We start from the raw sequence: 25,783 nt of genomic DNA on the forward strand, positions 1-25,783 counted from the left end.
TCACTCTCCCGATGGCTCGACCACGGCGAGCTCGACGCCCTCCTGGACGATGTCTCCGACCTTGCATTTGATCGATTTCAGCACGCCGGCATAGGGCGCGCGCAGCGTCTGCTCCATCTTCATCACTTCCAGCGTGAGGATCGGCGCGCCCTTGTCGAGCTTGGCGCCCTCCTCGGCCAGCACGGCGACGACCGTGCCCGGCAGCGGCGCCGCGATCTTGTCCTCTCCGACATGCTCTTCGCTCTCGCCGCCGAACGGATCGACCCAATGCAGGTCGAAGCGGCCGTTGCGTGTGCGCAAATACAGCTCATGACCGTCGATCACGGCTGCGACCTGCGATTTGACGCCATCGAGCGTCAGATCGAAGCCGCCGTCGCGCGGGGCGATCGTGAACGCCAGCTCGCGCTCGCCAATCACCAGCGTCGACGGGCCACTGCCGTAGTTCAGTGTGATCTTCTGCTCCGGCCCATGGCCGACGCGGAAGGCAAAGCTGCGCTGGCGGCGGCCGACCGGCATCCAGCCAAAAGTCTGCCAGGGCGAACTCGCCTCGTCTTGCGCGGCCTGCCGCTCGTCGTTGATAACACCGGCGACTGCTGCGCAAAGCTCGAGCTCGCCGGGCGCCGGCGAGGCCTGCGTCAGGGCCGCCAGCTCGCGCTCGATGAAGCCGGTGTCGATCGCATTGGTCCGCACCTTCGGATGCGTCATCAGCGCCGACAGGAACGGGATGTTGGTGACGATGCCGCGGACGTCCGACTCTTGCAGCCCGCGGTTCAGCCGCTCGATCGCGACATCCCGCGTCGGCGCCCACGCGATCATTTTTGCGAGCATGGCATCGTAATAGGGCGACACAATATCGCCTTCGCGATAGCCGGCGTCGATGCGCAAGCCGCCGGTTTCCGCCGGCAAGCGCCAGGTCGAGATCCTCCCGACCGACGGCATGAAGTTCTTGGTCGGATTTTCCGCGTAGACGCGCGCCTCGACCGCATGGCCGTTGAGCTTGATCTCGTCCTGCTTCAGCGGCAGCGCCTCGCCGAAGGCGACGCGCAGCTGCCACTCGACGAGGTCGATCCCGGTGATCAGCTCGGTCACTGGATGCTCGACCTGAAGACGCGTGTTCATCTCGATGAAGAACACGTCCTTGCCGTCGGAGACGAACTCGATCGTGCCGGCGCCGACATAGTTCACCGCGCCCGCCGCCTTTCGCGCGGCGGCGCAGACGGTCTCGCGCTGGGCCGGATTGAGCGTCGGCGACGGCGCCTCCTCGATCACCTTCTGGTGCCGGCGCTGCAACGTGCATTCGCGCTCGAACAGCGAAAGCAGATTGCCGTGGCTGTCGCCGATGATCTGCACCTCGATGTGACGGGGATTGTCGACATATTTTTCGATCAGCATGCGGTCGTCGCCGAACGCGGCCTTGGCCTCGCGCTTGGCGCTGACGATCGCCGGTCCAAGTTCGTCTGCCGAGCGCACGATGCGCATGCCGCGGCCGCCGCCGCCGGCGGACGCCTTCACGAGAATCGGGAAACCGATCTTGTCCGCCGCCTTCGAAAGCGTCGCATCGTCCTGGGCCTCGCCGTGATAGCCGGGCACCAGCGGCACGCCGGCCTTCTCCATCAGCGCCTTGGAGCCGGACTTCGAGCCCATGGCCGTCATCATTGCGGCGGTGGGGCCGACGAACACCAGGCCCGCCTCCAGGCAGGCCCGCGCGAACTCGGCATTTTCGGACAGGAAACCGTAGCCGGGATGCACGGCTTCCGCGCCGGTCTTTCGCGCGGCCTCGATCAGCCGCTCGACACTGAGGTAGCTGTCGCGCGCCCGCGCCGGACCGAGCAGCACGGCCTCATCCGCGAGCGCGACATGCATCGCGTCGCGATCGGCCTCGGAATAGACCGCGACCGTGCGCAGGCCCATGGCTCGCGCGGTGCGGATGACGCGGCAGGCGATCTCGCCGCGGTTGGCGATCAGGAGCGTGCGGAAACGGCGGTAGAGCATTGAGCGGTCCATCGCATCACATCCTGAACAGGCCGAATTTCGTAGGCTCAATCGGCGCATTCGACGCCGCGGAAAGGCCGAGGCCGAGCACGAGGCGGGTGTCGGCCGGGTCGATCACGCCGTCGTCCCACAGACGCGCGGTCGCGTAATACGGATGCCCCTGGCTCTCATATTGCGCGCGGATAGGCTCGCGGAACTTGTCTTCCTCTTCTTTCGACCAGCTATCGCCCTTGGCCTCGATGTTGTCGCGGCGGACCTGGCTCAGCACCATCGAGGCCTGCTCGCCGCCCATCACCGAGATGCGCGCGTTCGGCCACATCCACAGGAAGCGCGGTGAGTAGGCACGGCCGCACATGCCGTAATTGCCGGCGCCGTAAGAGCCGCCGATCACGACGGTAAATTTCGGCACCGAGGCGGTCGCCACCGCCGTGACGAGCTTGGCGCCGTCGCGCGCGATGCCGCCGGCCTCGTACTTCTTGCCGACCATGAAGCCGGTGATGTTCTGCAGGAACACCAAGGGAATGCCGCGCTGGCAGCACAGCTCGATGAAATGCGCGCCTTTCAGCGAGCTCTCGCTGAACAGGATGCCGTTGTTGGCGATGATGCCGACCGGATAGCCCCAGACGTGGGCGAAGCCGCAGACCAGCGTCGTGCCGTAGAGCTTCTTGAACTCGTCGAACTCCGAGCCGTCGACGATGCGGGCGATGATGTCGCGCACGTCGAACGGCTTTCGGCCGTCGACCGGCACCACGCCGTAGATCTCTTCCGCCGCAAACAGCGGATCTCGCGGCTTGTGCATGTTGAGGTTCGGCCGCGTGGACGGCTTCAGCGTGCCGACGATGCGCCGGGCGATGCCGATCGCATGGGCATCGTTCTGGGCGTAGTGGTCGGTCACGCCCGATTGCCGCGAATGCACGTCGGCGCCGCCGAGCTCCTCGGCACTCACCACCTCTCCGGTCGCGGCCTTCACCAGCGGCGGGCCGCCGAGGAAGATGGTGCCCTGATTGCGCACGATGATGCTCTCGTCCGACATCGCGGGGACGTAGGCGCCGCCGGCGGTGCAGGAGCCCATCACGATCGCGATCTGCGGGATGCCCTGCGACGACATCTGGGCCTGGTTGTAGAAGATGCGGCCGAAATGGCGTTCGTCCGGAAAGATCTCGTCCTGGAGCGGCAGGAAGGCGCCGCCGGAATCGACCATGTAGACGCAGGGAAGATTGTTCTGCCGCGCCACGTCCTGCGCGCGCAGATGCTTCTTCACCGTCATGGGATAATAGGTGCCGCCCTTGATGGTGGCATCGTTGGCAACGATCACGCATTCGCGGCCCGCGATGCGCCCGACACCGGTGATGACGCTCGCCGAATGCACGTCACCGCCATAGAGGCCGTACGCCGCCAGCGGCGACAGCTCCATGAACGAGGTACCGGGATCGACCAGCAGGTCGACGCGCTCGCGCGCCAGCATCTTGCCGCGCGAGGTGTGGCGGTTGCGCGAGACCTCACCACCGCCGCCGGCGACCTGGCTCAGTTTTTCGCGCAAGTCCGCGACAAGCCCGCGCATGGCCTCGGAATTGCGCGCAAAGTCCGATGAAGACGTATCGATGCTGGAATGGAGCGGCATGTTGATTCCAATGAGGTGAAGGTTTTAGGCCGTCTCGGACATCAGCTCGCGGCCGATCAGCATGCGGCGCACCTCCGAGGTGCCGGCGCCGATCTCGTAGAGTTTTGCGTCGCGCCAGAGACGTCCGACCGGGAATTCGGAGGTGTAGCCGACGCCGCCCAGCGCCTGGATCGCCTCGCCGGCCATCCACGTCGCCTTCTCCGCGGAATAGAGGATCGCGGCCGCCGCATCCTTGCGCAGCGTACGGGCGTGGTCGGCCCGGTCGCAGGCGCGCCCGACCGCATAGACATAGGCGCGCGCCGACTGCCAGGTCGCATACATGTCGGCGAGCTTGCCCTGCATCAGCTGAAAGTCGCCGATCGGCTGGCCGAACTGCTTGCGCTCGTGCATGTAGGGCACCACAGCGTCCATGCAGGCCGCCATGATGCCGAGCGGGCCGCCCGACAGCACCGTGCGCTCGTAATCGAGCCCGGACATCAGCACCTTGACGCCCTCGCCGACCTTGCCGAGTACGTTCTCTTCCGGCACCTCGCACTCGTCGAAGAACAAGGGATAGGTGTTGGAGCCGCGCATGCCGAGCTTGTCGAGATGCTGGCCGTGGGTGAAACCCTTGAAACCCTTCTCGACCAGGAACGCGGTCATGCCGCGCGGGCCCGCCTCCGGATCGGTCTTGGCATAGACGACCAGCACGTCGGCGTCGCCACCATTGGTGATCCACATCTTGGAGCCGTTGAGGACGTAGCGGTCGCCGCGCTTGTCGGCGCGCAGCTTCATCGAAACGACGTCGGAGCCCGCGCCGGGCTCGGACATCGCGAGCGCGCCGACATATTCGCCGGAGATCAGCTTTGGCAGATAGCGCGCGCGCTGCGCGTCGTTGCCGTTGCGGCCGATCTGGTTGACGCAGAGGTTGGAATGCGCGCCGTAGGACAGCCCCACGGCGGCCGAGCCCCGCGAAATCTCCTCCATGGCGACGATATGGGCGAGATAGCCCATGCTGGAGCCGCCATATTGCTCCGGCGCAGTCATGCCAAGCAGGCCGAGATCGCCAAAGCGCTTCCAGAGGTCGGCCGGGAACAGATTGGCCTTCTCGATCTCGGCGGCGCGCGGGGCGATCTCCGCCTCCACGAAGGCGCGCAGCGTGTCGCGCAGCATGCCGATGTCTTCGCCCAGGTCGAAATCGATGCTCGGGATGTTCAAGGCGATTCCTCCGTATTCTTGTCGGGTCCGAACCTACCCCTGCCCGGGCGTCCTGGCGGTCGAAAAGGTTGCATTTTCCGCCAAGTTTGGCGAGGATTTTTCATGCCTTTTCAAGCCGCGACCGCGACACCCCGCCGCGCCATGACCCCCGCCGCCTTCGTGCGCGGCGTGGTTGCCGCTTATGCCCTTTACGGACGGGATCCGGCCGAAGCCTTGGGCAAGGGGCAGGTCACCGGGGACCTCGTTCGATCCCGGGACGGACGGGTGACGGCGGCCCAGTTCGAGGCGCTGGCCGGCCACGCCATGCGCGAGCTCGACGACGAGGCGCTCGGCTGGTTCTCGCGCCGGCTGCCTTGGGGGACCTATGGCATGTTGTGCCGCGCCTCGATCACCGCCCCCAATCTCGAAGTCGCGCTAAAACGCTGGTGCCGGCATCATCGCCTGCTGACGGAGGACGTGCTGTTCGAGCTCTCGCTTGGTGATGAGACCGCGACCATCTCCATTCGCGAGCAGCGCGACCTCGGCCCCTTGCGTGAATTCTGCCTGGTCACCCTGCTCCGCTATGTCCTCGGCTTTTCCTGCTGGGCCGTCGATTCCGCGATCGCGCTGCGTGCGGCCGAGTTTCCCTATTCCGAGCCGGGCCACGTCTCGGTCTATCCGACGATCTTCTGCAGGCATTTGAGCTTTGATACGGGCGGCGCCCGCATCGTGTTCGACAAGCACTATCTTTCACTGCCGCTGACCCGCAGCCCCGCCGATCTCGACAGCATGCTCAAGGGCGCGCTGCGGCTCACCGTGCTGCCCTACCGGCGCGACCGGCTCCTGGTCGAGCGGGTCCGCCGCGTGCTGCGCAATGCACGCGGACGCTTTCTCGGCGCCGAGGATGTCGCAAGCGAGCTGGCACTCTCCACCCGCACCATGCATCGGCGCCTGCGCGAGGAAGCGACTTCGCTGCGCGATCTCAAGGAAGAGGCAAAGTTCGAGCTCGCCAAGCAGGAGCTGATGCGCGGCCGCGCCCCGATCAAGCGGATCGCGGAGATCGCCGGCTTCCGCAACGAGAAGAGCTTTTCGCGCGCCTTCCGCACCTGGACCGGCGCCAGCCCGCGCGAATTTCGCGACCGGTATCGCTGAGGCCTGCAAGCAAGCACGGCCTCCGCGATCGAACGCAGAGGCCGCACCATTTACGCCGGAATTGGCGATCGTGACTTAGTTCGAGGACGCATTCTTGCCCGGACGGGCCTTGGTACGCGACTGCGTCTGCTTCGGCTGGAAGGCGAGCGCATCGTTGCTGGTCTTCGCGCCGGCGGCCTGCGAGCACATGCCGCCGATGCCGCCGGAAGCGGCCCGGCAGGCTTCCATCGTCGGAAAGCCGCAGCCGTGCGCAGCCTGGGCGCCGTTGGTGATGCAGTAGTCGTCCGCCTTCGCGGCGGGCGCGGTGATCATGAGAAACGCAGAGGCGAACAGCGTCGCAGCGGATGCGACGAACGTCTTCGAGGTCGAGGTCATGTTGTCTTTTCCTGCTTCAGGGTCCCACAAAAGCATCCCCAGCGTGCGACGCAGGCTGAGGCTCACACCTCGCATGTAGGCCAGCGCCCCATCCCGGCAATCACGGTTCAGCGCATTGCAGAGCTTCGTAAATCACATGTCACAGTTAGGTGAGTTACTAAGCTATATGGTGAACCGCTGATTCGGCTTTTGTGAATCGCCGCCCGGTCGAGCCGTGTCGCCATCGCGTTGGATGATGTGAAAATGCTCGGCCTTCATGGTTCGAGACGCGCCGCAAGGCGGCGCTCCTCACCATGAGGATTTAGAGCTTCGCCGCGAAACGAGTCCTCATCCTGAGGAGCCCGCCAAAGGCGGGCGTCTCGAAGGATGGCCACAACGAAACCGCCTGCCACGTGCTTGCCCTGGCCTAGCCCGCCGACGCCGCCACGACCTCCTGCAACGGCAGCGGCACGTCCTTTGCGACACCCAGTACCGGAAAGCTGCGGACGTTCTTCACATCAGTCATCGCAGCGAAATGCAGCAGCTGCTGCCGCATGCTCTCGACGTTCGGCGCGACGCATTTCAGCAGGTAGTCGGTGTCGCCCGAAATCCGCCAGCACTGCTGGATGCGCGGAATCGCGGCGATCGAGCTCTCGAACGCCTCCAGCACCGGCTGGGCCTGGCTGCCGAGCTGGATCGAGACGAACGAGACCACCTCATAGCCGAGCAGCCGCTCGTCGATGACGGCGCGAACCGCCCGGATCACGCCGCGGCTGAACAGCAGTTTCAGCCGCCGCAGGCAGTTGGGCGCGGACACGCCGACCCGCAGCGCCAGCTCGTTGTTGCGCACCCGCCCGTCCTGCTGCAGTTCGGAAAGTATTTTCAGATCGACGCCGTCGAGCTGGTCACGCCCGGCCATCCCCCACCTCGCCATGATCCCCGTCATGACGTCAGCGAAGCACGCGGCGGAATCGCTGCCAAGGGGCCGGAGCCCCGCGCAATAGCTGATCCGTGGATCCGGGGTCATCGGACCCGACGTCATGTCTGCGGGCGGGTACCCCCGCCGTCATGCCAGGGCTCGTCGCGGCCGTCCGCGCTCTATCACGCGGCGCCAAAGACGTGGATGCCCGGGCCTTCGCCTCGCGAAAGCGGCTTCGGCCGCGCAGGCGGGACAAGGCCCGGGCATGACGAGTAAATCACGTCGTATGACGTTGGAGCAGCCAGCCGCCCCTCAATGCGTCCAGGGTTCGCCGCGCCGGAACGAGAAATTGTCGGCATAGGCGACCGGGCGGCGGATCGAATCCTGCGGCTCGATCACCTGGTAGGCGATGCCCTTGCGCTCGCAATAGGCGACCGCCTCTTCCTTGCTGTGGAAGCGCAGCGTGATCTGCTGCTTCATGTCGCCGGACGAGGTCCAGCCCATCAGCGGCTCGACCGAACGCGGCTGCTCCGGCTCGTAATCCAGCTGCCATTCCTTGGTCTTGGACCGGCCGGATTGCATCGCGTTCTTGGCGGGCTTGAAAATGCGTGCGGTCATGGGTGGTCCGGGCCTCTTCGTCTTTTCGTTCGATTCCGATGCGTCACGGTAGCAGTTGGTCGAAACCGCGGGCATAGTATAGAGACACCTTTTGGGAACTGATCGGTGATTCCGGTCCCCGGGGTGCCTTGGCGACGGGTATAGTCATTATGCTGCACCGTGACAATTGCGTACCCGCTGTCCGCGCCGGGATCCCGCCCGGCGGCCCTGTCTCGCCGACACCAGCGTATCCGCCCCCTCCGAAAGCTTCCGTCGCATGGCCTTCCTGAACATCAACGCCACGCTCCCCGAAAAGGGCCGTGACCTCAGGCTCGACCTGTTTCGCGGCATCGCGAACTGGGCGATCTTTCTCGACCATATCCCCGACAACGTGGTGAACTGGATCACCACCCGCAACTACGGCTTTTCCGACGCCGCCGACCTGTTCGTCTTCATCTCCGGCTACACCGCTTCCTTCGTCTATGCGCGAATGATGCTCGAGCGCGGCTTCATCGTCGGCGCCACGAGGTTGACCAAGCGGGTCTGGCAGCTCTACGTCGCCCACATCATCCTGTTCGTGATCTACATCGCCTCGATCAGCTATCTGGCGCTGCGGTTCGGCGACTCCGACATGATCAACGAGTTCAACGTCGCCGGCCTCGTCGACAACGCCACTGAGACCTTGCGCCAGGGCCTGTTCCTGCGCTTCAAGCCGCTCAATCTCGACGTGCTGCCGCTCTACATCGTGCTGATGGGGCTGTTTCCGCCGGTGCTGTGGTTCATGCTGCGCAAGCCCGACCTGACGATGGCGCTGTCCATCGTGCTGTGGCTCGCCGCCCGCCATTACGGCCTGAACCTGACCGCCTATCCGGCCGGCCAATGGTACTTCAATCCGTATGCCTGGCAGGTGCTGTTCGTGTTCGGCGCCTGGTGCGCGATGGGCGGCGCCCGGCGTTCGGGAGCCGTGATCAATTCGCCTGTTACGCTGTGGCTTTGCCTCGGCTATCTCGCCTTCGCGCTGGTCATGACCATGGCCGGCCGCTTCCCCACCCTCGGCGGCATGTTCCCGGGATGGCTGTTCTCGGCCTTCAACCCCAACGACAAGACCAACCTTGCGCCCTACCGCTTCCTCCATTTCGTCGTGATCGTGATCCTGGTGATCCGCTTCGTGCCGAAGGAATGGCCGGGCCTGGAGTGGAAGGTGTTCGATCCCTTGATCGTCTGCGGCCAGCAGTCGCTCGCCGTGTTCTGCGTCGGCGTGTTCCTGTCCTTCGTCGGCCATTTCGAACTGTCGATGAGCTCGGGCTCGCTGTTCGCACAGATCTTCGTCAGCATCGCCGGAATCGCGATCATGACGACGGTGGCCTATTACATCTCGTGGTCGAAGAAGCAGGACAAGCCGCTCAAGCCGCCGCCGGCCAAGCCTGCGGCCGCCTCGCCTGCAAAGGCCGCCTAGAGCCACTTCAGACGAAATCGGAACGGGGCGCTAGATTCTAGGTGCGGCAGCGGAGCCGGCTCAGGCCGCCTCGCTGTCGTACTCGGTGAACTTCTTGTAGATCCAGTCGCGGCCGTCGTGGCGGCGCCAGACCTTTCCATAGACCAGCTGCCCGTTGATCGAGCGGCGCGGCACGATCACGGTCCAGAGGTGCCAGATCTCGGTCCAGCTCGACTGCGGATGGACGGTTCGGACGTTGCGATCGAAAGACATGACGCAAAACTCACAGGATATGAGCGCCGCGACGAACTGTGACCTGTGTGAGCACCGATTGCAGGCAGCCCATCGCGAGCCTTGCCGACCTGATATCAGCCACGGATGCGGCCGCAACAACCACTCGTCCTTAACCTAACCGGTCAACCTTACCCCTCGTGGGTACCCGCCAAGACCCGTTGAAAGCCGGCGCCGATCTTTCTATGATGCATGCACAATTTGAGAATGAGCGTACCGTTCTGGACGCGTGGCAATTGCGAACTGATTTTCATTTTTCAAATGACTTGCTGACTGGGGCACCACAATGAATTTGCAATGTGGACGTTTGCGCCTGGCGGTACGCTCGGAGCCGCCTGCGCCGCGCGTCAAGATATCCGTCTCTGAACCGCCGAAGGCGGCCAACGACAATCATCTGGCGTGGCCGTTCCTGCCGTTTCCGCTCGGCTGGTACGCGACGAACTGATCCCCGGAATAGCGCGACGCCGCTCAAGCGGAATATCATCGCTTGGCGGCGTCCGTTTAGGCATTGGGCGCTGAAATCCCCAATGCTCATATGTCTATGGCGACAGCCAAAGGTTCGAAGCAATTTTGCGAATTCTGCGCCGGACCGGCCGGCGCAATGCCTTGAAAAATCGCGCGGAAGTGGCGTTGGGTGAAGAACAAGCGCCAAAGCTTCAAGCAAGGCTTCAGCAAGGTTCGCGCGCGCTTCAGATCGCTATAGGCCGCCTGCCCCCCAACACTCCCGCCGGCTCAGATGCGCGACGTGCTCTGCGCATAGGCGCCAAGCGGCCCCTGAGCATTGTCGGTCCGTCGCTGCGGCGCACAGTTCCCGCCCGTGCGGTCGCAACCAATCACCGCGCCAAGAGTTGCAGGTTCTTCCCGTCCGTCCGGGGGAGCCGCGTGGCTGCGATCCATGCCCGCGCGATGGACGGACGGTCATCTCGTCTCACGACCGTGTGAGCTGGAGCGCGGCCGGTGAATTTTCACGAGCGAGCAGAGACCAAAGAACAGCAGGCCGCAAACCAAGGGGATGCATTGAGTCAAATCGATACGACCGAGAAACTCTCGGGCACGCCGGAGACTGAAAGTTCGCTGTTCGCACTGTGCGGGCTTGGCGTCGCCGGGATCGCAATGCTGGGCTGGATCTGCGCCCTCGCCTGGATCGCCTGGCGCCTGGTCGATTGGCTGTTGTTCTGAAATTGAAACGCCGTCGCAACGCCAATGCACGCAAAAGTTGCGTCTGGTGTAATTTCGCGGAGATCGCCTCGCCGACTTCACTGTCGCCGGCGGCAACGGAACGGGATGAGCGCGGGGCAATATCGAGAGAATTGAAGGGGCTTCAACCTCGGGACTGGTCGGGGCAGCTGGATTCGAACCAACGACCTGCAGTACCCAAAACATATCAGCTAGTCCCTCACCTGCCCTCAGGCACTATCAGGGGTCCTAAGCCTGCGAGGAAAACCTCTCAGGCCATAACCTACCGCTATCCCTCGCCTGCTGTGATTGGCACCGCGGTGCTTCCCCCGTGCTTCCCGGAGGGCAAATGAGCGGTCAAACCATCACCAAAACGCTAGTCGACGGCCTGGCAAAGCAAGCTTCCGAATACACGGTATGGGACTCCAAGCTACCCGGCTTCGGTGTGCGGGTCCGTCCCACCGGCGCCAAGTCGTTCATCATAGTCTATCGAGCGGGAACCGGTCGGACAGCGCCAGTACGGCGCTACACCGTGGCCGCCGTCGGCAAGCTGGCGCCGGAGGCCGCCCGAACGCAAGCCAAGATCCTGCTTGGGAACATAGCCAACGGCGCCGACCCGGCCGCGGAGAAGCGGGCTAATCGTCCCAAGCGCGACAGGCTGACATTCGATGAGCTCGCCCAGCTCTATCTGGACCAATACGCCAAGGTCCGGAAATCTTCATGGAAGAACGATGAGGGTTACCTCAAGAAACCGCGGGCGAAGTGGAAGCGCCGAATCGCGGCCGAGATCACGGATGATGATGTCGCGGAGCTCCTCGAGGAGATCGGCGCCACAGCGCCCGTGGGGGCGAACCGAACGCAGTCAGTCCTGCACACTCTGTTCTCCTGGGCCAAAGAACCGGGCCGAAGGCACGTCCCGACCAATCCGGTCGCGGACATGCGCCGGCGCTACCAGGAATCGCCACGGGAACGCGTCCTCACCGACGAGGAAATCCGGACGCTTTGGTGGGGCCTGGATGATCCCGACTTGCCAGCAAGCCGACCCATTGCCCTCGCCTTGCGGTTCATTCTGGCAACCATGGTCCGGCCAGGTCAGTCAGCGGGCCTACTCATCCCGGAATTGGTGGGCTTCACCGGCGAAGAACCGCAGTACCACATCCCCAAAAATCGGGTGAAGAAGCGCCGCGAAGTGATTGTCCCGTTGAATGCACTTGCCGTTGCGGCCGTGCGGGAGGCAATTGCGCGCAACGATCAAGGCGCCGTTTTCTCTTCTTGGGCGAAGCCCGATCCGAAAGCCGATTGCGACGACCAAACAGATGCAAAACCCGGATTATTGCCGATCACTCGGGACGCTCTGTCGGCGGCGCTGAATGGCCGACCGGCTAAGGGCAAGCGCCCCGCGCGCAAAGGTATCCGTGAGCACCTCGGGATGGCGCACTTCACGCCGCATGACCTCCGGCGCACGGCCGCAACGATCGCGCGCCGCGGGGGCGCAAAGCGCGAGGACGTCAAAGCGCTGCTCGATCATCTCGAGGGCGATGTGACTGCGACATACGACAAGTACGACATGCTCCCCGAAAAGCGACTGGTCGCCTCGATCCTGGAAGCCGAATTGCGCAAGATTGTCGGCACTAAGCCAAATTATTGTAGGCCGGAAATTGTCTTCGAGCGCGACAATGTCGTCGCGATTGAGGAGCCGAAAATTGCTGTAGCTAGCTAAATTCAGCTGGGTACAGCTATTTGGGTGGCTCAAAAAACGACGGCAGCGGGCTCTTGCGTGCTGCCGTTGACTTCCTGACAATCTGCGATAGCATTTTAGTGTTCAAGCCAAGGTATCGCGCTTCGGGCAGCGCGTTGTTTCTCTCGTTCCTTGGATAGACGGCTTGAACCGAGGCAACCGCCCTCATCCAAGGATATGACATGTCTCGATTTCTAACCACCACGGAAGCCGCGCGCCACGTTCGCTTGTCGAAAGCGACGATGGAGCGTCTGCGCGTAAAGGGCGGCGGCCCCGACTTTCTCAATCCTGTGCCTGGGCGCGTGCTTTACGACGTCGTCGACTTGGACGCGTGGATGTGGAGCCGTCGACGTAAGTCGACCTCAGAAGCAGCGGTTGCGGCTTGATCACATCGCGCGCACGCGCGCTTTCGCCGGCCGAACATTCAACGTTCACCCGATAATGAGGGCCAGACAGTCACGTCCCCGCGGGCGCCAAAAAGAATGGCCCCGCCGACTGCCAGGTCGAACGGGGCCAAAAATCGAAACCAAGAGATGGATATCACAAACACCGTTACGAAACAACGAACTCCCCTTGTCGACCTGAAGCCGAAACTCGACATCGCGCTCGGTCTTGCCGAGTTGGGATTCGACGTATTCCCATTGTCGCCCAATCGGAAAACACCGGTCTTTGAGGATAGTTGGAAAGACCTCGCGACCCATGACACCGATCGCGTAAAGAGGCTGTGGGCGGGCGGCTATCGCGTTTGCAATGTGGGCCTGCGTACCGGTCTTCCCTTCTTGAACGGTTTCCTTGCTGTTATCGATATCGACATCAAGGACGGGAAGCCAGGGAAGCAATCGCTCGCCGAGCTCGAGCAGCATCTAGGCAAACTTCCCCCAACAATGACGTTCCGCACCGCCTCGGGCGGCGAGCATCGCTACTTTGTTGCGCCTTGGCCGCTGGGCAACAGCAACTCGAAGCTCAGTCCAGGAATCGATGTTCGAGGGGTTGGCGGCTATGTTGTCGGCGGCGGCAGCACCGTCGACGGCAACGAGTATGGCCTGATCGGGGGAGAAGAGTTTGCCGCCCTTCCCGAGGCATGGGCCACTGCTTGCGGCCGACCTCGCCAGCGAACGGCCCTCGACCGAGCAATTCCTTTGGTCGAGTTGGATCAACCGGCCAATATCGAATGCGCTATTTCGTACCTCTCTTACAGCGCGCCGGCCCACGGCACTTATTCGGTGTCGTGCCATGTTCGCGATTTCGGCATCAGCCAAGAAAACTGCCTCGAGTTGATCGTGGACCATTGGCCAGGCGCCGAAGGTAAGAGTTACGAGCACATCGAAACGCGCGTGGCCAACGCTTACACATACGCCCAAGATCCTCCCGGCATCGCTTGCGCCGAAGTGGAGTTCGAGGCCGTTGAAGTGAACGGGCGCCCCCAGCCATCCGGCGACTGGGACAAACCGGCCGACCTCTGGAAAGAGGAGAAGCCGCCCGCGGACATGCTCCAAGGCATTGTTCCGCCCTTCCTGAACGCGTTCGGGAAAGATCGGGCGCGATCGCTAGGCGTAAACTCGGATGCGATCACCGCCGCTGCGGTAGCTGTCGTGGGCTCCCTCATTCCGGCGACCAATCGGCTGCAAATGTATCAAAACCGGAGCTCCTGGTCGGTGCTCTGCGTCTTGTGGACTGCGCTTGTCGGCGATCCAGGCTCAGCCAAATCGGCCGCGGTGAAGGCTGCGCTCGCTTTTGCCAATCCAGTCAACAAGAGTTGGTCGACGACCTTCGCCAAGGAATTGTCTGACTACGATCGAGCAGAACTTGCCTTTGCGGCTCAGAAGCCGGGGAAGAAAAAGAGCGAAGAGCCGGCCGAGGATGAGCCGCATCCGGCAGACGTCGTCGTGAAACCATTGCCGCCCAAGGCGCGATCGAAAATCTCGAACGACAGCACGACGGAGGCGATTGTCACCCGCCTTGCCGAGACGCCGGAAGTCGCACCGTTGATTCAGTATTCCGACGAGCTGTCGGGATGGTTGGGTGGCATGGACGCGTACCGATCAAAAGGCTCCAAAGACCGGGCGCTTTGGCTCGAGGCGAAGGAAGGTGCTCCCTACCGGGTGGACCGACAAGGTCGGGGTTCTGTCGAGGCGCCAAATCTGGCGGTATCGATCATTGGAGGCATTCAAGACGACCTCATAGCCAGGCTTGCACCCGACCTCGCGACCGACGGTTTGCTGCAACGGTTTGCCCTGATCGCCATTCGGCAGCTCGGGCTCGGCGAAGACAATCCCGAGGTCCCTGCCATAGAGGCAGCTGTTCCGCGCGTCGCGTTGGCGCTTGCTGGCCTCGACGAGGCGACCTACCGCTTCGACCAGCGGGCCGCGGAAGAACTGTGGGCCATCAAGGCGTTCAAGCTGCGCGAGATGGCCCGGCCCGACGTCCCCTCGGGTCTGAAAACCTGGTTGGCCAAGGCGGACGCGGAATTCGGCCGCTACGCGTTGGCGTTTCATCTCATCGAATGGGCCATCATCGCGGAAGCATTGGAAACACCGCCCGAAGGGCTGATCTCAGCCGACACCGCCAGGAGAGCTCGACGATACGTCGAAGAGTTTCTCTATGCCCACGCCCTGTTCATCCATACCACCGTACTCGACGGCGCCGGCAACGATCACGAGGCCCGATGGGTCGCGGGGTACGTCCTAACCCGCAACATGGAGCGGATAACGGCCAGAGAAGTCAGCAGAGCGCGGCCGCGCAGCCTGGGTCGCAACCGCAAGCAGCTTCTCGCGGTGATGGGCCGCCTCGAGGCCGACGGGTGGCTCCGAATGACGAGCTCCGATCCTGCCAGCTGGCGGGTAAATCCGACAGTTCACGATGGGCGCTTCGAGGACATTCGGCGGGCCGAAAATGAACGCCGTGATGCCGTCCGCGGTGAAATCGCAGTCGCGGCAGCAAGTCGGCGGGCGGCCCAAGGAGGCCCGGCATGATGGCGCGGCCCCGTCAGCGGTGTCAGCGGGTGTCAACGCTGTCAGCGCTGTTGGCCCGCGCGTTGCATTCCGAAACGGCGGAGCGCGGAGGCCGCACGGCGCTGACAACCGCTGACACCGCTGACAGTCCCCGCCGTTTTGTAGTCTTCGCCAGCGCTTGGGTGTCAGCGGTGTCACTTGCGCGCACGAGAACACCAAGGCTTTTTACCCCCTCCTCCCTCTATTTTCCCCTGAGCCCGTTTAGGCGGAATCCGCTGACACCGCTGACACCCCACCGCTGGCCGCCCCACCGCGATCAAGGGGCCCGCGCCGGCTTTTGTGGTCCATCCACGTCTCCGGCATGCACCCACAAAACAAGAAGGCTCCAATGAACAAGTTCACCCCTGGCCGCCTCTTCAAGTCTCGAGGCCGGCCGTACCAGATCGTCGGCCCAAAAGATCATTGGACCCGGGATGGCCGCTACGTCGAAATGATCCGCTACCAGTCCATTTGTGCCGAACCTGGTTGCGACCGCACCTTCAGGGCTCTGTCGACCAAGAGCCGGATCCGCAAAGGCCAACTCAACAAGCGGTGCGAGCTCCACCACTCGCCTGGAGTGCCCGCCCCCATCCAGAAGGTCCAGAAGAAGCGGCCAAAGGCGCGCGTGAAAAAGCCAACTGCGGCAGCCCAGCTGGCGGCTCGCAGAGAGCGGGCGGTCAATCAGGCCATCCTCGCCATGCAACGCGTCCAGCGACCCTCGTATCTCGACTGAGGGGCCGTCTTACGGGCTTGCAGGGGCCTTGCAGCTACGGCAATCTGTCGTTGAGTATAAGATCGGAGGTTTCGGATGCCGCGCGGCCAGTTCTACACCGTGTTCACCTTGGGATTTGCCACGGCGATCGGGCTGTTGGGAGTATCGCTCAGCATTCTTCTTTTCTTCTCGGGCGAAGCCTGGGCCTGGGCATACCTGATCCTCAACGCCCACCAGATTCCACAGGACTGGCTCGAGCCCGGCTACATCGCGTTGTTTGTCGCCGGCGCGGCAGTCTTAGCGGCTTATTGGATCGTGCGGATCCAACAGGCAATTGTCCGCCGGTCCGGCGATCGGCTGATTGCGAGGCTCAATGAACAATACACCGCGATCGCACAAACGCAGGGCCGCGAGTACGCCGACGAGTTCATGAGACTGCAGGCGCAAGCCATGATCGATGAGAGCAAAGGCAAGCCGTTCAATCTCTTCGGGGGACAGAAAATGCTGCACGCAATGTCCGCCGCCGGTGTCCACGTCCGACCGCCGGTTTGATCGAACAGCTAGGTGCCAGCGCGCGTTTCGCGCCGGAGCGGCCACGAGAGACAGTGGGCCCAAAAGTCATCTGTCGGGGCTGCGACGAGAAAGAGTAGCCCGCCGTGTCAAAGATCGCGCAAAACACCAGCTTTCAGTCACCAAAGTCACTCGCTTGAAACCGCTAAAGCGCACAAAATCGAGAAACCAGAGCGCCCGTTCGACGCCATATGAATTCGCGACTCGAATCGCTCTCCGCGCGAAACGGCTTCACGACGCAACAATACGCCCCGTCGGCGCAAACCAGACAGGGCCGAAAAATCGCAATAGAACTGAATGGCTTCCTGGCAACCGACAAAATGCAAAAAGCTTAAATTTTGACTGCGAGCTCATTCGATGTTTCCAAATTGCATGCGGGGGCATCACAAGGAGCCAACCATGAAGAATGGTCACGACCGCTTGCAGCGACACACGTCGTCAGAACGCCGCGTCACTCCTCCTGTCTCATGGGGTACAAATCATCGGCTGCCGACATTTCGCGGGGTGGGTAGAAACACAAGAAGCACCGGCGTCCGCTCTCGGGGGGACATCCCCGCCCCCAAGCGTGTACTTGGCGAGACCTCTCGCAGAGTTTCACCTCAATTGGCCCAGTCAATGGAGAAGGCTTCCGAAGCTCGTAAGATCATCGCCGCGCTCGAACAGCTCCAAAGCGATGCCATTCTCGAGTTAGTAGGCGTTTCGAGGGCGACGCTTTGCGTGATGCTTTGGCAGTCTCCGATGGTCAAGGTCGCGCCGAGGCTCGGCGTCGACGCTCGCGCGCTAAAGCGCATTTGCACGCTCTACAAGGTTCCCACGCCAGCTCAAGGTTATTGGTCAACCCGACCAGACCGCCGGAGCATCCGGATGTTCACGGCATAAAATACGTACCTTGAGATATCTAGATCGACGCGAACCAGGCCGGGCATCGCGTCGATCGCACTGTACCGATGAACCGCGCCTGCGCTGGTCTCGGCATCACTGAGCCCGTGGTTCCTTTGCAAGCTATACCCAGTCGCGCCCACGGCCGTCTCAATTAAATTGATCCGGCGAAATGAGAGCTGAAGCCGCCGCTTCCTTCGCTCGAACGCAAAACCCTCGCCCCGATTTCAATCAACGATCTCGCCGGCACCGACGCAAGAGGCCAGCCGCGACCGCAAAATGGCTCGACGAATCTTGGGTCATCTCGTCTATTTGCCGCCCCATGTCTTTTCGCGTCCCTTCAGCGAGCATCCACCCAAGGGGATAAGTCCCCCCGTCGGCCCTCAGATCGAAACCGTCGAGCACTAATCCCCCAGCAGCCGCGACAGTGGCGCGATACTCCCGCTTTGCTTGCACCGCCGAAAGCTGGCGCAGCCCTTCGAGCGTAAGCACAGGTGAAATGAGAGAGCCGAACGTTGTTGCAGCAAATGCCGACCGAGTTCCGGGAGCGGACACATCGGGCGGACTATTCGAAGATACCGGTGTATTTCCAATCATCAACGCAACGGGTAACACTTTTGGCAAGCCAAGCGTCTCGGCTGCCGCATGCAGCGCTGCAACGGCTTCGGACGCGGATCTTGCGCCCGAGTTGTCAACGAATCCGCCATCGACGATCGCCGTGCCATGCCCTGCGGGTCCTTCGGGTGCAGGCAACCAGCCCGCCGGGCTTATCCCTGGAAATCGCGCGCTAAGTAAAACCGCCGTGCTTAGGCGCAGCGCGCGCGTGCCGAGCAGGACGCCCAGATCAGCTTTATCGGTATCGCCTCGAAAAAGCGGAACTGGACTCAACACAAGGCGCCTCGCATTTGGCGCATCCGTCGCGTTGAGCATCAACGATGGCACTCTCGTGGCGCCATCTCCACCCCAAAGCATCTCGAAGGGTTCGCCGAATGTGTCGTGCCCGGAAGCGTCTAGCCAAGCGCTCTCGAATGCTTTTTCAAGCGCCGTGGCGCGATCCTGTAGTAGGTCTAATCTAGTGATAGCGCCGAACGCATCACTGATGATCATGGAGCCTACCGCTGGTCCAAGCAAATCACGAGCGAGAACGGCGTCAGTGCAAGACCGCCAAGTCTGCGCACAAGGTTTCCCTGGGCTCGGCGAGTGCGCGGCGCGAGCGGCGAAAACGGCAGCACCTAAGCTTCCACCGGACACTCCACTAATTGCGAATACATGCTCAGAAAACTTCCCTTCACGATCCTGCAATGTACTGAGGATCGTCGCGGACCACCACGCGGCCCGAACGCCTCCTCCGTCAGCGTTCACGACAAACACTGGATAGCAGGCACTAGATTCTGAGATTTCTTTACGACGTGCTTCAAGCCATGCCGTCGCCTGCTGCCGCAATCCTGTTGCTGGTGACGCGATCCGTTGAGAGTCCAGCAGCCGAACTTCGCGAAGGTCGAAGGGACCCGTAAAGAACAGCCAAAGTAAAAGCATTGTAATTGAAGCTGGGAGAACACCTCTTACTGATCTGACTTTGCGGCTCCCAGCGAGTGTCCGCGCAACGAGATAAAGTAGAAAGGCCGCTCCAAGCCAAAAATTGAGTGCGACCTGAAGTACGGCGTATGACCCGATCGCCAAGCCCCAATTTACGGGACCAACTGCTACCAGTGCGGCACCAACAAGTGTAATGCAGGCCACAATCACGGCAAACCATTGTCTCGGCACTGACCGAGCATGACGCCATTCAATCAAGTCGGCAAAGATCAGTACCGCGACGGCAAAAAGAAACGGAATCGGCCAATAGTCTGTTATCCAGGCGACGCACCCAACGGTGAAGGCGCTCAACACCATCCACCCTGCTGCATGCAAGCATGAAGCCCAACTAGCAGCCCACAAGAGGTGGCGGGAGCCGATTACCCACGCTGGCACCGTTAGTGACCCAACGATGACGAACAGCCGCGTTGCCTCAGGCGCTTCATGCGCGAGGGCACCCGTTTCCTGAAGCACAACAATAGGTGCGAAACCGGCGATCAAGCCAACCAAACCGGGGACGTGGTAACCCGCGTATCGAGTAGCCGGGCGAGTGGGCAAATATCGAGTTAGGACAATAGCGGCCGTGACGGTCGTTAGCACTGTCGTTACGGCTTGAGCCGCATACGCGTGATAACCTTTTCCAAATACTTCTACGTAAGAAGCCGCCGCGGCAACAGCATCGCGGCCTTGCTCCGTTTTGATCGCTATTAAGGCCAAAAGCACTGGAACTAGAAGAATGGGCCAACACCGCGCTAGGCCGCACACAACTGCTGGTAGATATTCCCAGCGAAATCGCACCCCATCGTTGACGGTTCGATTGTTTTTCATAATGAGCTATCCAGGCTCACACTTACCCCTCCCCCAAAATACTCGCTCTGGTCGCATTCCCGCAAGTCGGTTGTCACCAATCTATTCGTTGCGCCAGGCGCACGCCAACTCTGGCACCCGCTGCGCCATGCCGTCGACCTAGTCCGAGAGCAGCTGAAGGGGCTGGATAGCCTAGTCCGCCCCAAAACGTTGTGCGAGCGCCCGCGCTTCCCCTACCCTACGACTGACCCTATAAGCACTTATTGCGCGCCCAGCGAATCTGACGCTGACGGCAGGCGCCGCAGGAATGACACACGCATATGGCGCGATCGCGTAAGACCCAGTCCTCGAAGTCTCCATCCAAGAGCAAGAAAACCACCGCCAAGAAATCCGAAGCGCTGGGGGCCAAGCGCACACGCACGCCTCGCCGTGTCGATGACGCGTCCGCCGTCGCCAGTCCGGCCGCGGCCGGACCTTCCGGCGCTCTGCTGGAGGGGCACGTCGGCGCGCAGTATCTACTGCCCCTGCTGTCGGGTGGTGAGGCGCGCGGACTTCCGGGCGTCGTGGTCACACGCGTGGCGTTCCAACGAGCCAGCCTCGGCCACCCCATGGACGACGTCATCATCACCGGCCATGACCGTCAAGGACGCCCGGCCACACTCGAACTGCAGGCGAAGCGCACGATTGCCTTCACGGCCAGCGACACGGTCTTCGCCGACGTGGTCGCGCTGGCCTGCCAGACAGCGACCAAGCCGGAGTTCAACACGACGCGCTATGAGCTCGCGGTGGCGATCGGGCGCACGTCCACCAAGATCGAGCAGCACGTCCAGAATGTGCTGAAGTGGGCACGCGAGTACCAGGACGCCGAAGGATTTTTCGGTCGACTGACGCAGCCCGGTGCCGCGCACCAGGAGATGCGCGATTTCGTCGAAGCATTCCGCGGTCACATGCGCACGGCCGGCGCGGCGCATGACGACGCGGCCGTGTGGCGATTGCTGTCTCACCTCCAGGTGTTGGCGTTCGACTTCGAGCAGCCCGGCTCGGCTTGCGCGCAACTGGCCCGCGAGCGCTGCGCGCTGATACTTGCGCCCCAGGACGCGGGGCGCGCGGGCGAACTATGGGACTCGCTGCAACAGATCGCGCTGCATGTCGATGCCGCTGGCGGAGACCTGGACGCCACCATGCTCCGCGAGCGACTCACCGCCGAGCGCGCCTTCCGGCTGGCTGGCGACCGCCGCTTGCATCTAGCGCGCGAGCGGCTTGCCGAAGCCGCGGAGAACACGCTCGCCACCATCGGCTCCCACGTGCACGGTGTGGCTATCGATCGTAGCGGTCGTGTTGCCGCAGCACTCGATGCGCTTGAGCAGGCCCGGTACCTCGAAATCCGAGGCGCCGGCGGCGTCGGCAAGTCCGGGGTGCTGAAGGATCTAGCGCAGCGCATCGGTGTCGAGTCCCGCCTTGTGGTCGTCGCACCGCATCGTGTCCCGGCCGGCGGATGGGCAGCGCTGCAGGCGCAGCTCGGTTGCGACGCGAACGCGCGCGAGTTCCTGACCGACCTAGCGGGTGACGGCGGCGGCACGCTGTTTATCGACGGCCTCGACCGCTTCGACGACCCCGGGCAGCGGGCAACCGTCGCGGATCTGATTGGTGCCGTGGCTCAGGTGCGAGGTTTTCGCATCGTTGTCACGGCGCGATTGGACTTCGACGCCGATGCGCGCGCGTGGCTGCCGGCGCAGGCACTGCAGGATCTCGGCGAAGCGCCACCGCTGGTCATCGAGGAGCTCGACGACGATGAGGTGACTTGGCTTCGGGAGGCCAACCCTGCGCTCGCCGCGTTGCTACGGCCCGGGCATCCAGCTAAGAAGCTCGTACGCAACCTGTATCGCCTGAATCGGCTGGCGCGCAGTGTGCCTGCTGGAGGTGCCGCGCCGTTCAGCGAAGCGCAGATGGCATGGCAGTGGTGGACGACGGGTGATGGCGCGGATGCAACAGGTCGCTTGGTACGGCGCCGTGCACTTCGGTCACTGGCCGTGCATTCGCTGGCTTCGTCGGCTCCGATGGACACCAGCACGTCACCGGCGGAGGCGGTCACAGCGCTGACCAAAAGCGGATCACTCCGTGCGCTCAGCTCGGTTCGCGTCGAGCCCGAGCATGATGTGCTGCGCGACTGGGCGATCGGTTGCCTGCTGTATGAGGAGCCGGAGCACGTCACCGTAATCGAGCTGGGGAGCCCGGCGCCGGTGCGTCTCTTGCGCGGCGTGGAACTCGCTGCCCGGTTGCACACAGAGTTGGGCAGCGATGCGACGGCATGGCGTGCCCTGCTCGATCGGGTGAGCGCGCCCGGCGTGCACGGCTCATGGAGACGTGTTGTCTTGCTCGCACTTGCGCGTTCGGAGCGCGCGGACGAAGTCCTGAATCGCTGCTTGCCGGCACTGGCCGCGAACAACGCCGAGCTGCTTGCCGATCTGATCCGCGCGGCCATCACCGTCGACTCCCAACCGGCCGCGCCACTCCTAGCAGCGAGTGGTGTCGACACAACTCAGTTCACCGACGATATCGTCGCGCCTCGCGGTACGGCGTGGCTCAACTTGATCATCTGGTCGGTCACGATCGGAGACCAGCTGCCCCACGCCGCGGTGCCGCTGTTCGTCGGCCTCTACGGGCGCTGGTGCATCGCTTATGCGGGCCGTGATGCGTTGTCGCCACTACTGGTTCAGCGCCTGTATACGTGGCTGGTCGAGGTCGAGGCGAAGAACCACCCGACGGGGCCCGACTTCAAGACTTGGATGGCTGCCAGAACCGCACCCGGATTGTCGATGACGGAGGCGCAGGAGCGCGACCTTCGAATGACCTTTCTTGCGTGGTGCAAGCTGCGCCCGACCGACGCCGGGTCGTATCTCCAGAGCGTGGCCGCCCATCCGCATCGGCACGCTCTATTCCGCGAGCTGCTGTCGTTTATTGGCACTGCGCCCTATGCGGCGCCCCAAGCCGTGGCTGACCTATTCCTGCAAGCACTACCCGAAGGGGACTCCGACGAAGACGGTCAACGGTCGCGGGACGTGTTCTCGAGATGGGACTTGGATTATTTTCCAGCATCGCCGGCGCGCGCGCCATTCTTTGATCTGCTTCAGGCGAACAAGGAGGAAGGGCTGCGGCTGGTGCGCGGTGTCATCGCGCACGCTGTACGGCAGCGCTCTCGCGGCAGAGAGCCAGGCGACGACCGCATCGAGATTCCACTTCCTAGCGGCCGGCGCTCGTTCCCCTGGCGCCAATCCTACATGTGGTCACGCTCGCAGGACGCCTATATCGGCGCGTCGGCGCTAATGGCCTTGGAAGCGTGGGCGCACCTGCTCATCGAACGCGGGGAGCCCGCGCAGGCCGTGATCGATGACGTGCTGGGCCCCGAAGGATCCCCGGCGGCCTACCTACTCGTTGCGGTCGACGTGATGCTGTCGCAATGGCCCAAGACGCGAGAGTGCCTGTGGCCGTTCGCGGCATCGGCCGAGTTGCTGGCGATGGATCGTCAGCGGTACGGCCACGACTTCATCAATGCCAATGGCATCTCCGCCGGCTGGGTGCACCCGGAACCCGCCAGCGCGGTTCGGCTGGACAGCTTGCTGCGGCGCCCTTCACGACGCACGCCACTCGACTTCTTGCTCAGCCACTACGGGGTATATGGGCCCGCAGACGTACGCGAAGCGATGGAGAAGGTGCTGGGGGACGAGGCGGCACGAATCGGGGCGCCGGATAGTGAAAGCCGCGCAATGGCTGATCCGAAGTTCGCCGCCATGAGCGCGCTGAATCAGCTCAATCCTGCGAACTATGTGCAGGGTACGGACGACAGCGGCCGCTCAATCATAGAGTACGTGGCGCCTGCCGACGAAGGACGGCTAGCCCGCGAGTTCGCGGAGCAGGCGCAGCTTGGAGGCGACGCGGTTGCGATTCAATTGCAGATCATGCGAGCCCTCACCGACCCCCCCTGTTCCGCTGAGCTTCTTGAGCGGGGTGTACGCTGGGCGACACGCGACGCGTCAGCGTCGCAGGACGATCCGGACAAAGACGAGCAGGAGCGGATCGAGCGCACGCGGTTCATCGTCGCCGCACTGGTGATGCGCGATGGATCGCTGGAGCTGAAGGCCGCGCATGGTGATTGGGCGCGCGCCCAGTTGACGCAAGCGGCGAAGCGCGAGGCGAACGACCGCGGGTCCCTGCAGCAACTGCAATTCAACGCGGCCGCGATCGCGGCCGTAGGGTTCCTGTCCGCATACCGCGACGGTCTTGATCCCGCGGACCTTTCTCTTCTGCTTCACCTGGCCGCCAGACCAGATACGGGTATGGCAGCGGTGCTCCGCGCCGAGGTGGCAGCGGCGCGCCAATTGCGCCTGGAACTCACACGATCACTGGTTCGCCTTGGCTTGGTATCCGCCATCCATGCCCTCCGACAACGAGACGACAGCGACTTCGGCAACATTGCCGACTATCCTGCGCGCTATGAAGCGCAAGAGACGGCCCGCAAGGAGGCCGAGCAGACGAGGCTGCAGAGCGCGGTCGACGCAGAACTGCGCTGGCTCGCAAGCGATGGGCCAGAGCCGGGATGGCCTGAACTGCCCGATCCGTACCCGCCAAAAGAGCGACGCAGAATCTCGCTGGGCAGCGCGCGGCCGCGACAGAAACGATCCCCTACTCGACCACGCGTTTTCGCGCTGCATGCGCCAGCAGCGGCTGCATGGTTGTCGCTCGCAGTCGCACTCTGGCGAGTGAATCGTCCCGATCTGCTGTGCGCATTGGTGCGGCATTGCTGGCCCTGGACCGGCGGCGCGAATGGTGCGGGTTGTGAGCCAGATCAGGAGCCTGGCGAGCGTGCATTCGAATGGAACGACGCGTATTTCGCAGCCGCACTCGCGTGCGCGGTCTCGATCGGAGACGCGGGCATCAAAGAGTATGTGCTCGATCCCCTCGCCCAATTGCCAGAAGAGCGTTTCTTCGATGCAGCGGAGGCCGTGCTGCATGCATTGGATCAGCTGTGGCTGAACGACGGCGCGTTATCGGACAGCACAGCCGTATCGATCCGTGAGGGGCTGGCGCAGCGGCTCGTGGCGACCTCGTCATGGCGCCGCCTCGCATCCGAGCGGTCTGCGGGTGCAAGCCTTCACATTGCTGGAGCGATTGCCGCGATGTTCATGGGGCAGCACGAAATTGGACGAGGGCCACGCTGCTACGTCACCCCCCTTGGAGCCGCCCGCGCTGACTCGCTCCTGCCTATGCTCACGCAATTGACCGAGCAGGCAGCGGCGTCCACGTTTGTCGCTGTCGCGTTCCTCGGACTGCTGGAGATCGAGTCGCACACGAATCGACTGACGTTCATCGCCGGTGCGGTGGCGGCGTGGTGGCGGGTTCAGGGCGCAAATTCCGAGTTCTGGATTGATCACGGGATCGGGCGGCGCCTGTGCGAATGGATCGACAAGGCAGTGTTCGGCGCGCCCGTCTCGCCGGCGGTGCTAGACGGTGCGGAACTCACCACAATCGTCGACATCCTGATGCAATGCGGCACGCCGTTGGCGAGCGCGCTTGAGGAGCGCATCGCCGCTCGCCGAAAGGCAGGCGCCGGCTGAATTCTGAACCATCAGTGTGGGGCATCGCCGAACCGGGCCACGCTGTGGTCCAGCCCCGTACCGCCCACCGTCGCTGTCAGCGGCTCGCAGGCCAGAAGAGCAATCCTGACTGAGACCTGACCGCACGATACATGCCGAGAGCCCCCACTCGGTTGATTGCCTGGAACCTCGACTCCTCAGAGCGACA

At 63.1% G+C, this 25,783-nt stretch carries 18 protein-coding genes; 10 read left to right on the plus strand and 8 right to left on the minus strand.

Features of this window, described 5'->3' with window-relative positions; all coding sequences use genetic code 11:
* The 3 genes from OWC48_RS07180 to OWC48_RS07190 are packed head-to-tail and all read right to left on the minus strand — an operon-like array spanning position 1 to position 4,810.
* Positions 1–2,004, minus strand: coding sequence for an acetyl/propionyl/methylcrotonyl-CoA carboxylase subunit alpha (locus OWC48_RS07180; protein WP_282519339.1), 2,004 nt, complete (start codon positions 2,002–2,004; stop codon positions 1–3).
* Positions 2,005–2,008: 4 nt separating this feature from the next.
* The gene (locus tag OWC48_RS07185; protein WP_282519340.1) at positions 2,009–3,613 is read right to left on the minus strand and encodes a carboxyl transferase domain-containing protein; all 1,605 of its coding nucleotides are present in this window, start codon (positions 3,611–3,613) and stop codon (positions 2,009–2,011) included.
* 24 nt (positions 3,614–3,637) lie between these two features.
* Complete coding sequence (locus OWC48_RS07190; RefSeq protein WP_368860654.1) at positions 3,638–4,810, minus strand: isovaleryl-CoA dehydrogenase; 1,173 nt, start codon at positions 4,808–4,810, stop codon at positions 3,638–3,640.
* A gap of 102 nt (positions 4,811–4,912) precedes the next feature.
* Here OWC48_RS07190 and OWC48_RS07195 point away from each other — a divergent pair, with 102 nt between their 5' ends.
* Positions 4,913–5,941, plus strand: coding sequence for an AraC family transcriptional regulator (locus tag OWC48_RS07195; RefSeq protein ID WP_282519341.1), 1,029 nt, complete (start codon positions 4,913–4,915; stop codon positions 5,939–5,941).
* 75 nt (positions 5,942–6,016) lie between these two features.
* Here the strand turns inward: OWC48_RS07195 and OWC48_RS07200 are convergent, their stop codons facing one another.
* From OWC48_RS07200 to OWC48_RS07210, 3 genes are all read right to left on the minus strand, one after another.
* On the minus strand, positions 6,017–6,316 hold the full coding sequence (locus OWC48_RS07200; protein WP_282519342.1) for a DUF3551 domain-containing protein: 300 nt from the start codon (positions 6,314–6,316) through the stop codon (positions 6,017–6,019).
* Between the two features lie 406 nt (positions 6,317–6,722).
* Positions 6,723–7,214 (minus strand): Lrp/AsnC family transcriptional regulator, encoded by a 492-nt coding sequence (locus OWC48_RS07205; RefSeq protein ID WP_282519343.1) that lies wholly within the window; start codon positions 7,212–7,214, stop codon positions 6,723–6,725.
* Positions 7,215–7,526: 312 nt separating this feature from the next.
* Positions 7,527–7,832 (minus strand): ETC complex I subunit, encoded by a 306-nt coding sequence (locus OWC48_RS07210; protein ID WP_014495449.1) that lies wholly within the window; start codon positions 7,830–7,832, stop codon positions 7,527–7,529.
* Between the two features lie 256 nt (positions 7,833–8,088).
* Between OWC48_RS07210 and OWC48_RS07215 the strand changes: the two genes are divergently transcribed.
* On the plus strand, positions 8,089–9,267 hold the full coding sequence (locus OWC48_RS07215; protein WP_282519344.1) for an OpgC domain-containing protein: 1,179 nt from the start codon (positions 8,089–8,091) through the stop codon (positions 9,265–9,267).
* A 60-nt stretch (positions 9,268–9,327) separates the two neighbouring features.
* Here OWC48_RS07215 and OWC48_RS07220 read toward each other — a convergent pair whose 3' ends face one another.
* On the minus strand, positions 9,328–9,519 hold the full coding sequence (locus OWC48_RS07220; protein ID WP_028150987.1) for a hypothetical protein: 192 nt from the start codon (positions 9,517–9,519) through the stop codon (positions 9,328–9,330).
* Positions 9,520–9,823: 304 nt separating this feature from the next.
* Here OWC48_RS07220 and OWC48_RS07225 point away from each other — a divergent pair, with 304 nt between their 5' ends.
* The 7 genes from OWC48_RS07225 (at position 9,824) to OWC48_RS07255 (ending at position 16,705) form a co-directional block, all read left to right on the plus strand.
* On the plus strand, positions 9,824–9,982 hold the full coding sequence (locus tag OWC48_RS07225; protein ID WP_282519345.1) for a hypothetical protein: 159 nt from the start codon (positions 9,824–9,826) through the stop codon (positions 9,980–9,982).
* A 512-nt stretch (positions 9,983–10,494) separates the two neighbouring features.
* Positions 10,495–10,716, plus strand: coding sequence for an RNA-binding protein (locus tag OWC48_RS07230; protein ID WP_282519346.1), 222 nt, complete (start codon positions 10,495–10,497; stop codon positions 10,714–10,716).
* 346 nt (positions 10,717–11,062) lie between these two features.
* A complete protein-coding gene (locus tag OWC48_RS07235; protein ID WP_282519347.1) occupies positions 11,063–12,433 on the plus strand; it encodes an integrase family protein in 1,371 nt (456 codons plus the stop codon).
* Positions 12,434–12,633: 200 nt separating this feature from the next.
* On the plus strand, positions 12,634–12,837 hold the full coding sequence (locus tag OWC48_RS07240) for an AlpA family transcriptional regulator (protein WP_282519348.1): 204 nt from the start codon (positions 12,634–12,636) through the stop codon (positions 12,835–12,837).
* Between the two features lie 147 nt (positions 12,838–12,984).
* Entirely contained in the window at positions 12,985–15,423 is a 2,439-nt protein-coding gene (locus OWC48_RS07245; protein WP_282519349.1) for a DUF3987 domain-containing protein, read from the plus strand.
* A 367-nt stretch (positions 15,424–15,790) separates the two neighbouring features.
* Complete coding sequence (locus OWC48_RS07250) at positions 15,791–16,174, plus strand: hypothetical protein (RefSeq protein ID WP_282519350.1); 384 nt, start codon at positions 15,791–15,793, stop codon at positions 16,172–16,174.
* A 75-nt stretch (positions 16,175–16,249) separates the two neighbouring features.
* Entirely contained in the window at positions 16,250–16,705 is a 456-nt protein-coding gene (locus tag OWC48_RS07255; protein WP_282519351.1) for a hypothetical protein, read from the plus strand.
* A gap of 1,128 nt (positions 16,706–17,833) precedes the next feature.
* Here the strand turns inward: OWC48_RS07255 and OWC48_RS07260 are convergent.
* Positions 17,834–19,489, minus strand: a complete 1,656-nt coding sequence (locus OWC48_RS07260; protein ID WP_282519352.1) for a patatin-like phospholipase family protein — start codon at positions 19,487–19,489, stop codon at positions 17,834–17,836.
* Positions 19,490–20,304: 815 nt separating this feature from the next.
* On the opposite strand from OWC48_RS07260, the gene OWC48_RS07265 reads away from it, so the two are divergent.
* Entirely contained in the window at positions 20,305–25,596 is a 5,292-nt protein-coding gene (locus OWC48_RS07265; protein WP_282519353.1) for a hypothetical protein, read from the plus strand.
* Positions 25,597–25,783 lie beyond the last annotated feature (187 nt).

This window comes from Bradyrhizobium sp. Arg816, assembly GCF_029989365.1.
In the GTDB taxonomy this organism is placed as follows: Bacteria; Pseudomonadota; Alphaproteobacteria; order Rhizobiales; family Xanthobacteraceae; genus Bradyrhizobium.

Coding starts and splice junctions, on each gene's coding strand:
- OWC48_RS07265 (WP_282519353.1), top strand. CDS start 20,305: ATGGCGCGATCGCGTAAGACCCAGTCCTCGAAGTCTCCATCCAAGAGC.
- OWC48_RS07185 (WP_282519340.1), bottom strand. CDS start 3,613: ATGCCGCTCCATTCCAGCATCGATACGTCTTCATCGGACTTTGCGCGC.
- OWC48_RS07255 (WP_282519351.1), top strand. CDS start 16,250: ATGCCGCGCGGCCAGTTCTACACCGTGTTCACCTTGGGATTTGCCACG.
- OWC48_RS07250 (WP_282519350.1), top strand. CDS start 15,791: ATGAACAAGTTCACCCCTGGCCGCCTCTTCAAGTCTCGAGGCCGGCCG.
- OWC48_RS07180 (WP_282519339.1), bottom strand. CDS start 2,004: ATGGACCGCTCAATGCTCTACCGCCGTTTCCGCACGCTCCTGATCGCC.
- OWC48_RS07205 (WP_282519343.1), bottom strand. CDS start 7,214: ATGGCCGGGCGTGACCAGCTCGACGGCGTCGATCTGAAAATACTTTCC.
- OWC48_RS07245 (WP_282519349.1), top strand. CDS start 12,985: ATGGATATCACAAACACCGTTACGAAACAACGAACTCCCCTTGTCGAC.
- OWC48_RS07225 (WP_282519345.1), top strand. CDS start 9,824: ATGAATTTGCAATGTGGACGTTTGCGCCTGGCGGTACGCTCGGAGCCG.
- OWC48_RS07235 (WP_282519347.1), top strand. CDS start 11,063: ATGAGCGGTCAAACCATCACCAAAACGCTAGTCGACGGCCTGGCAAAG.
- OWC48_RS07195 (WP_282519341.1), top strand. CDS start 4,913: ATGCCTTTTCAAGCCGCGACCGCGACACCCCGCCGCGCCATGACCCCC.
- OWC48_RS07220 (WP_028150987.1), bottom strand. CDS start 9,519: ATGTCTTTCGATCGCAACGTCCGAACCGTCCATCCGCAGTCGAGCTGG.
- OWC48_RS07200 (WP_282519342.1), bottom strand. CDS start 6,316: ATGACCTCGACCTCGAAGACGTTCGTCGCATCCGCTGCGACGCTGTTC.
- OWC48_RS07240 (WP_282519348.1), top strand. CDS start 12,634: ATGTCTCGATTTCTAACCACCACGGAAGCCGCGCGCCACGTTCGCTTG.
- OWC48_RS07210 (WP_014495449.1), bottom strand. CDS start 7,832: ATGACCGCACGCATTTTCAAGCCCGCCAAGAACGCGATGCAATCCGGC.
- OWC48_RS07215 (WP_282519344.1), top strand. CDS start 8,089: ATGGCCTTCCTGAACATCAACGCCACGCTCCCCGAAAAGGGCCGTGAC.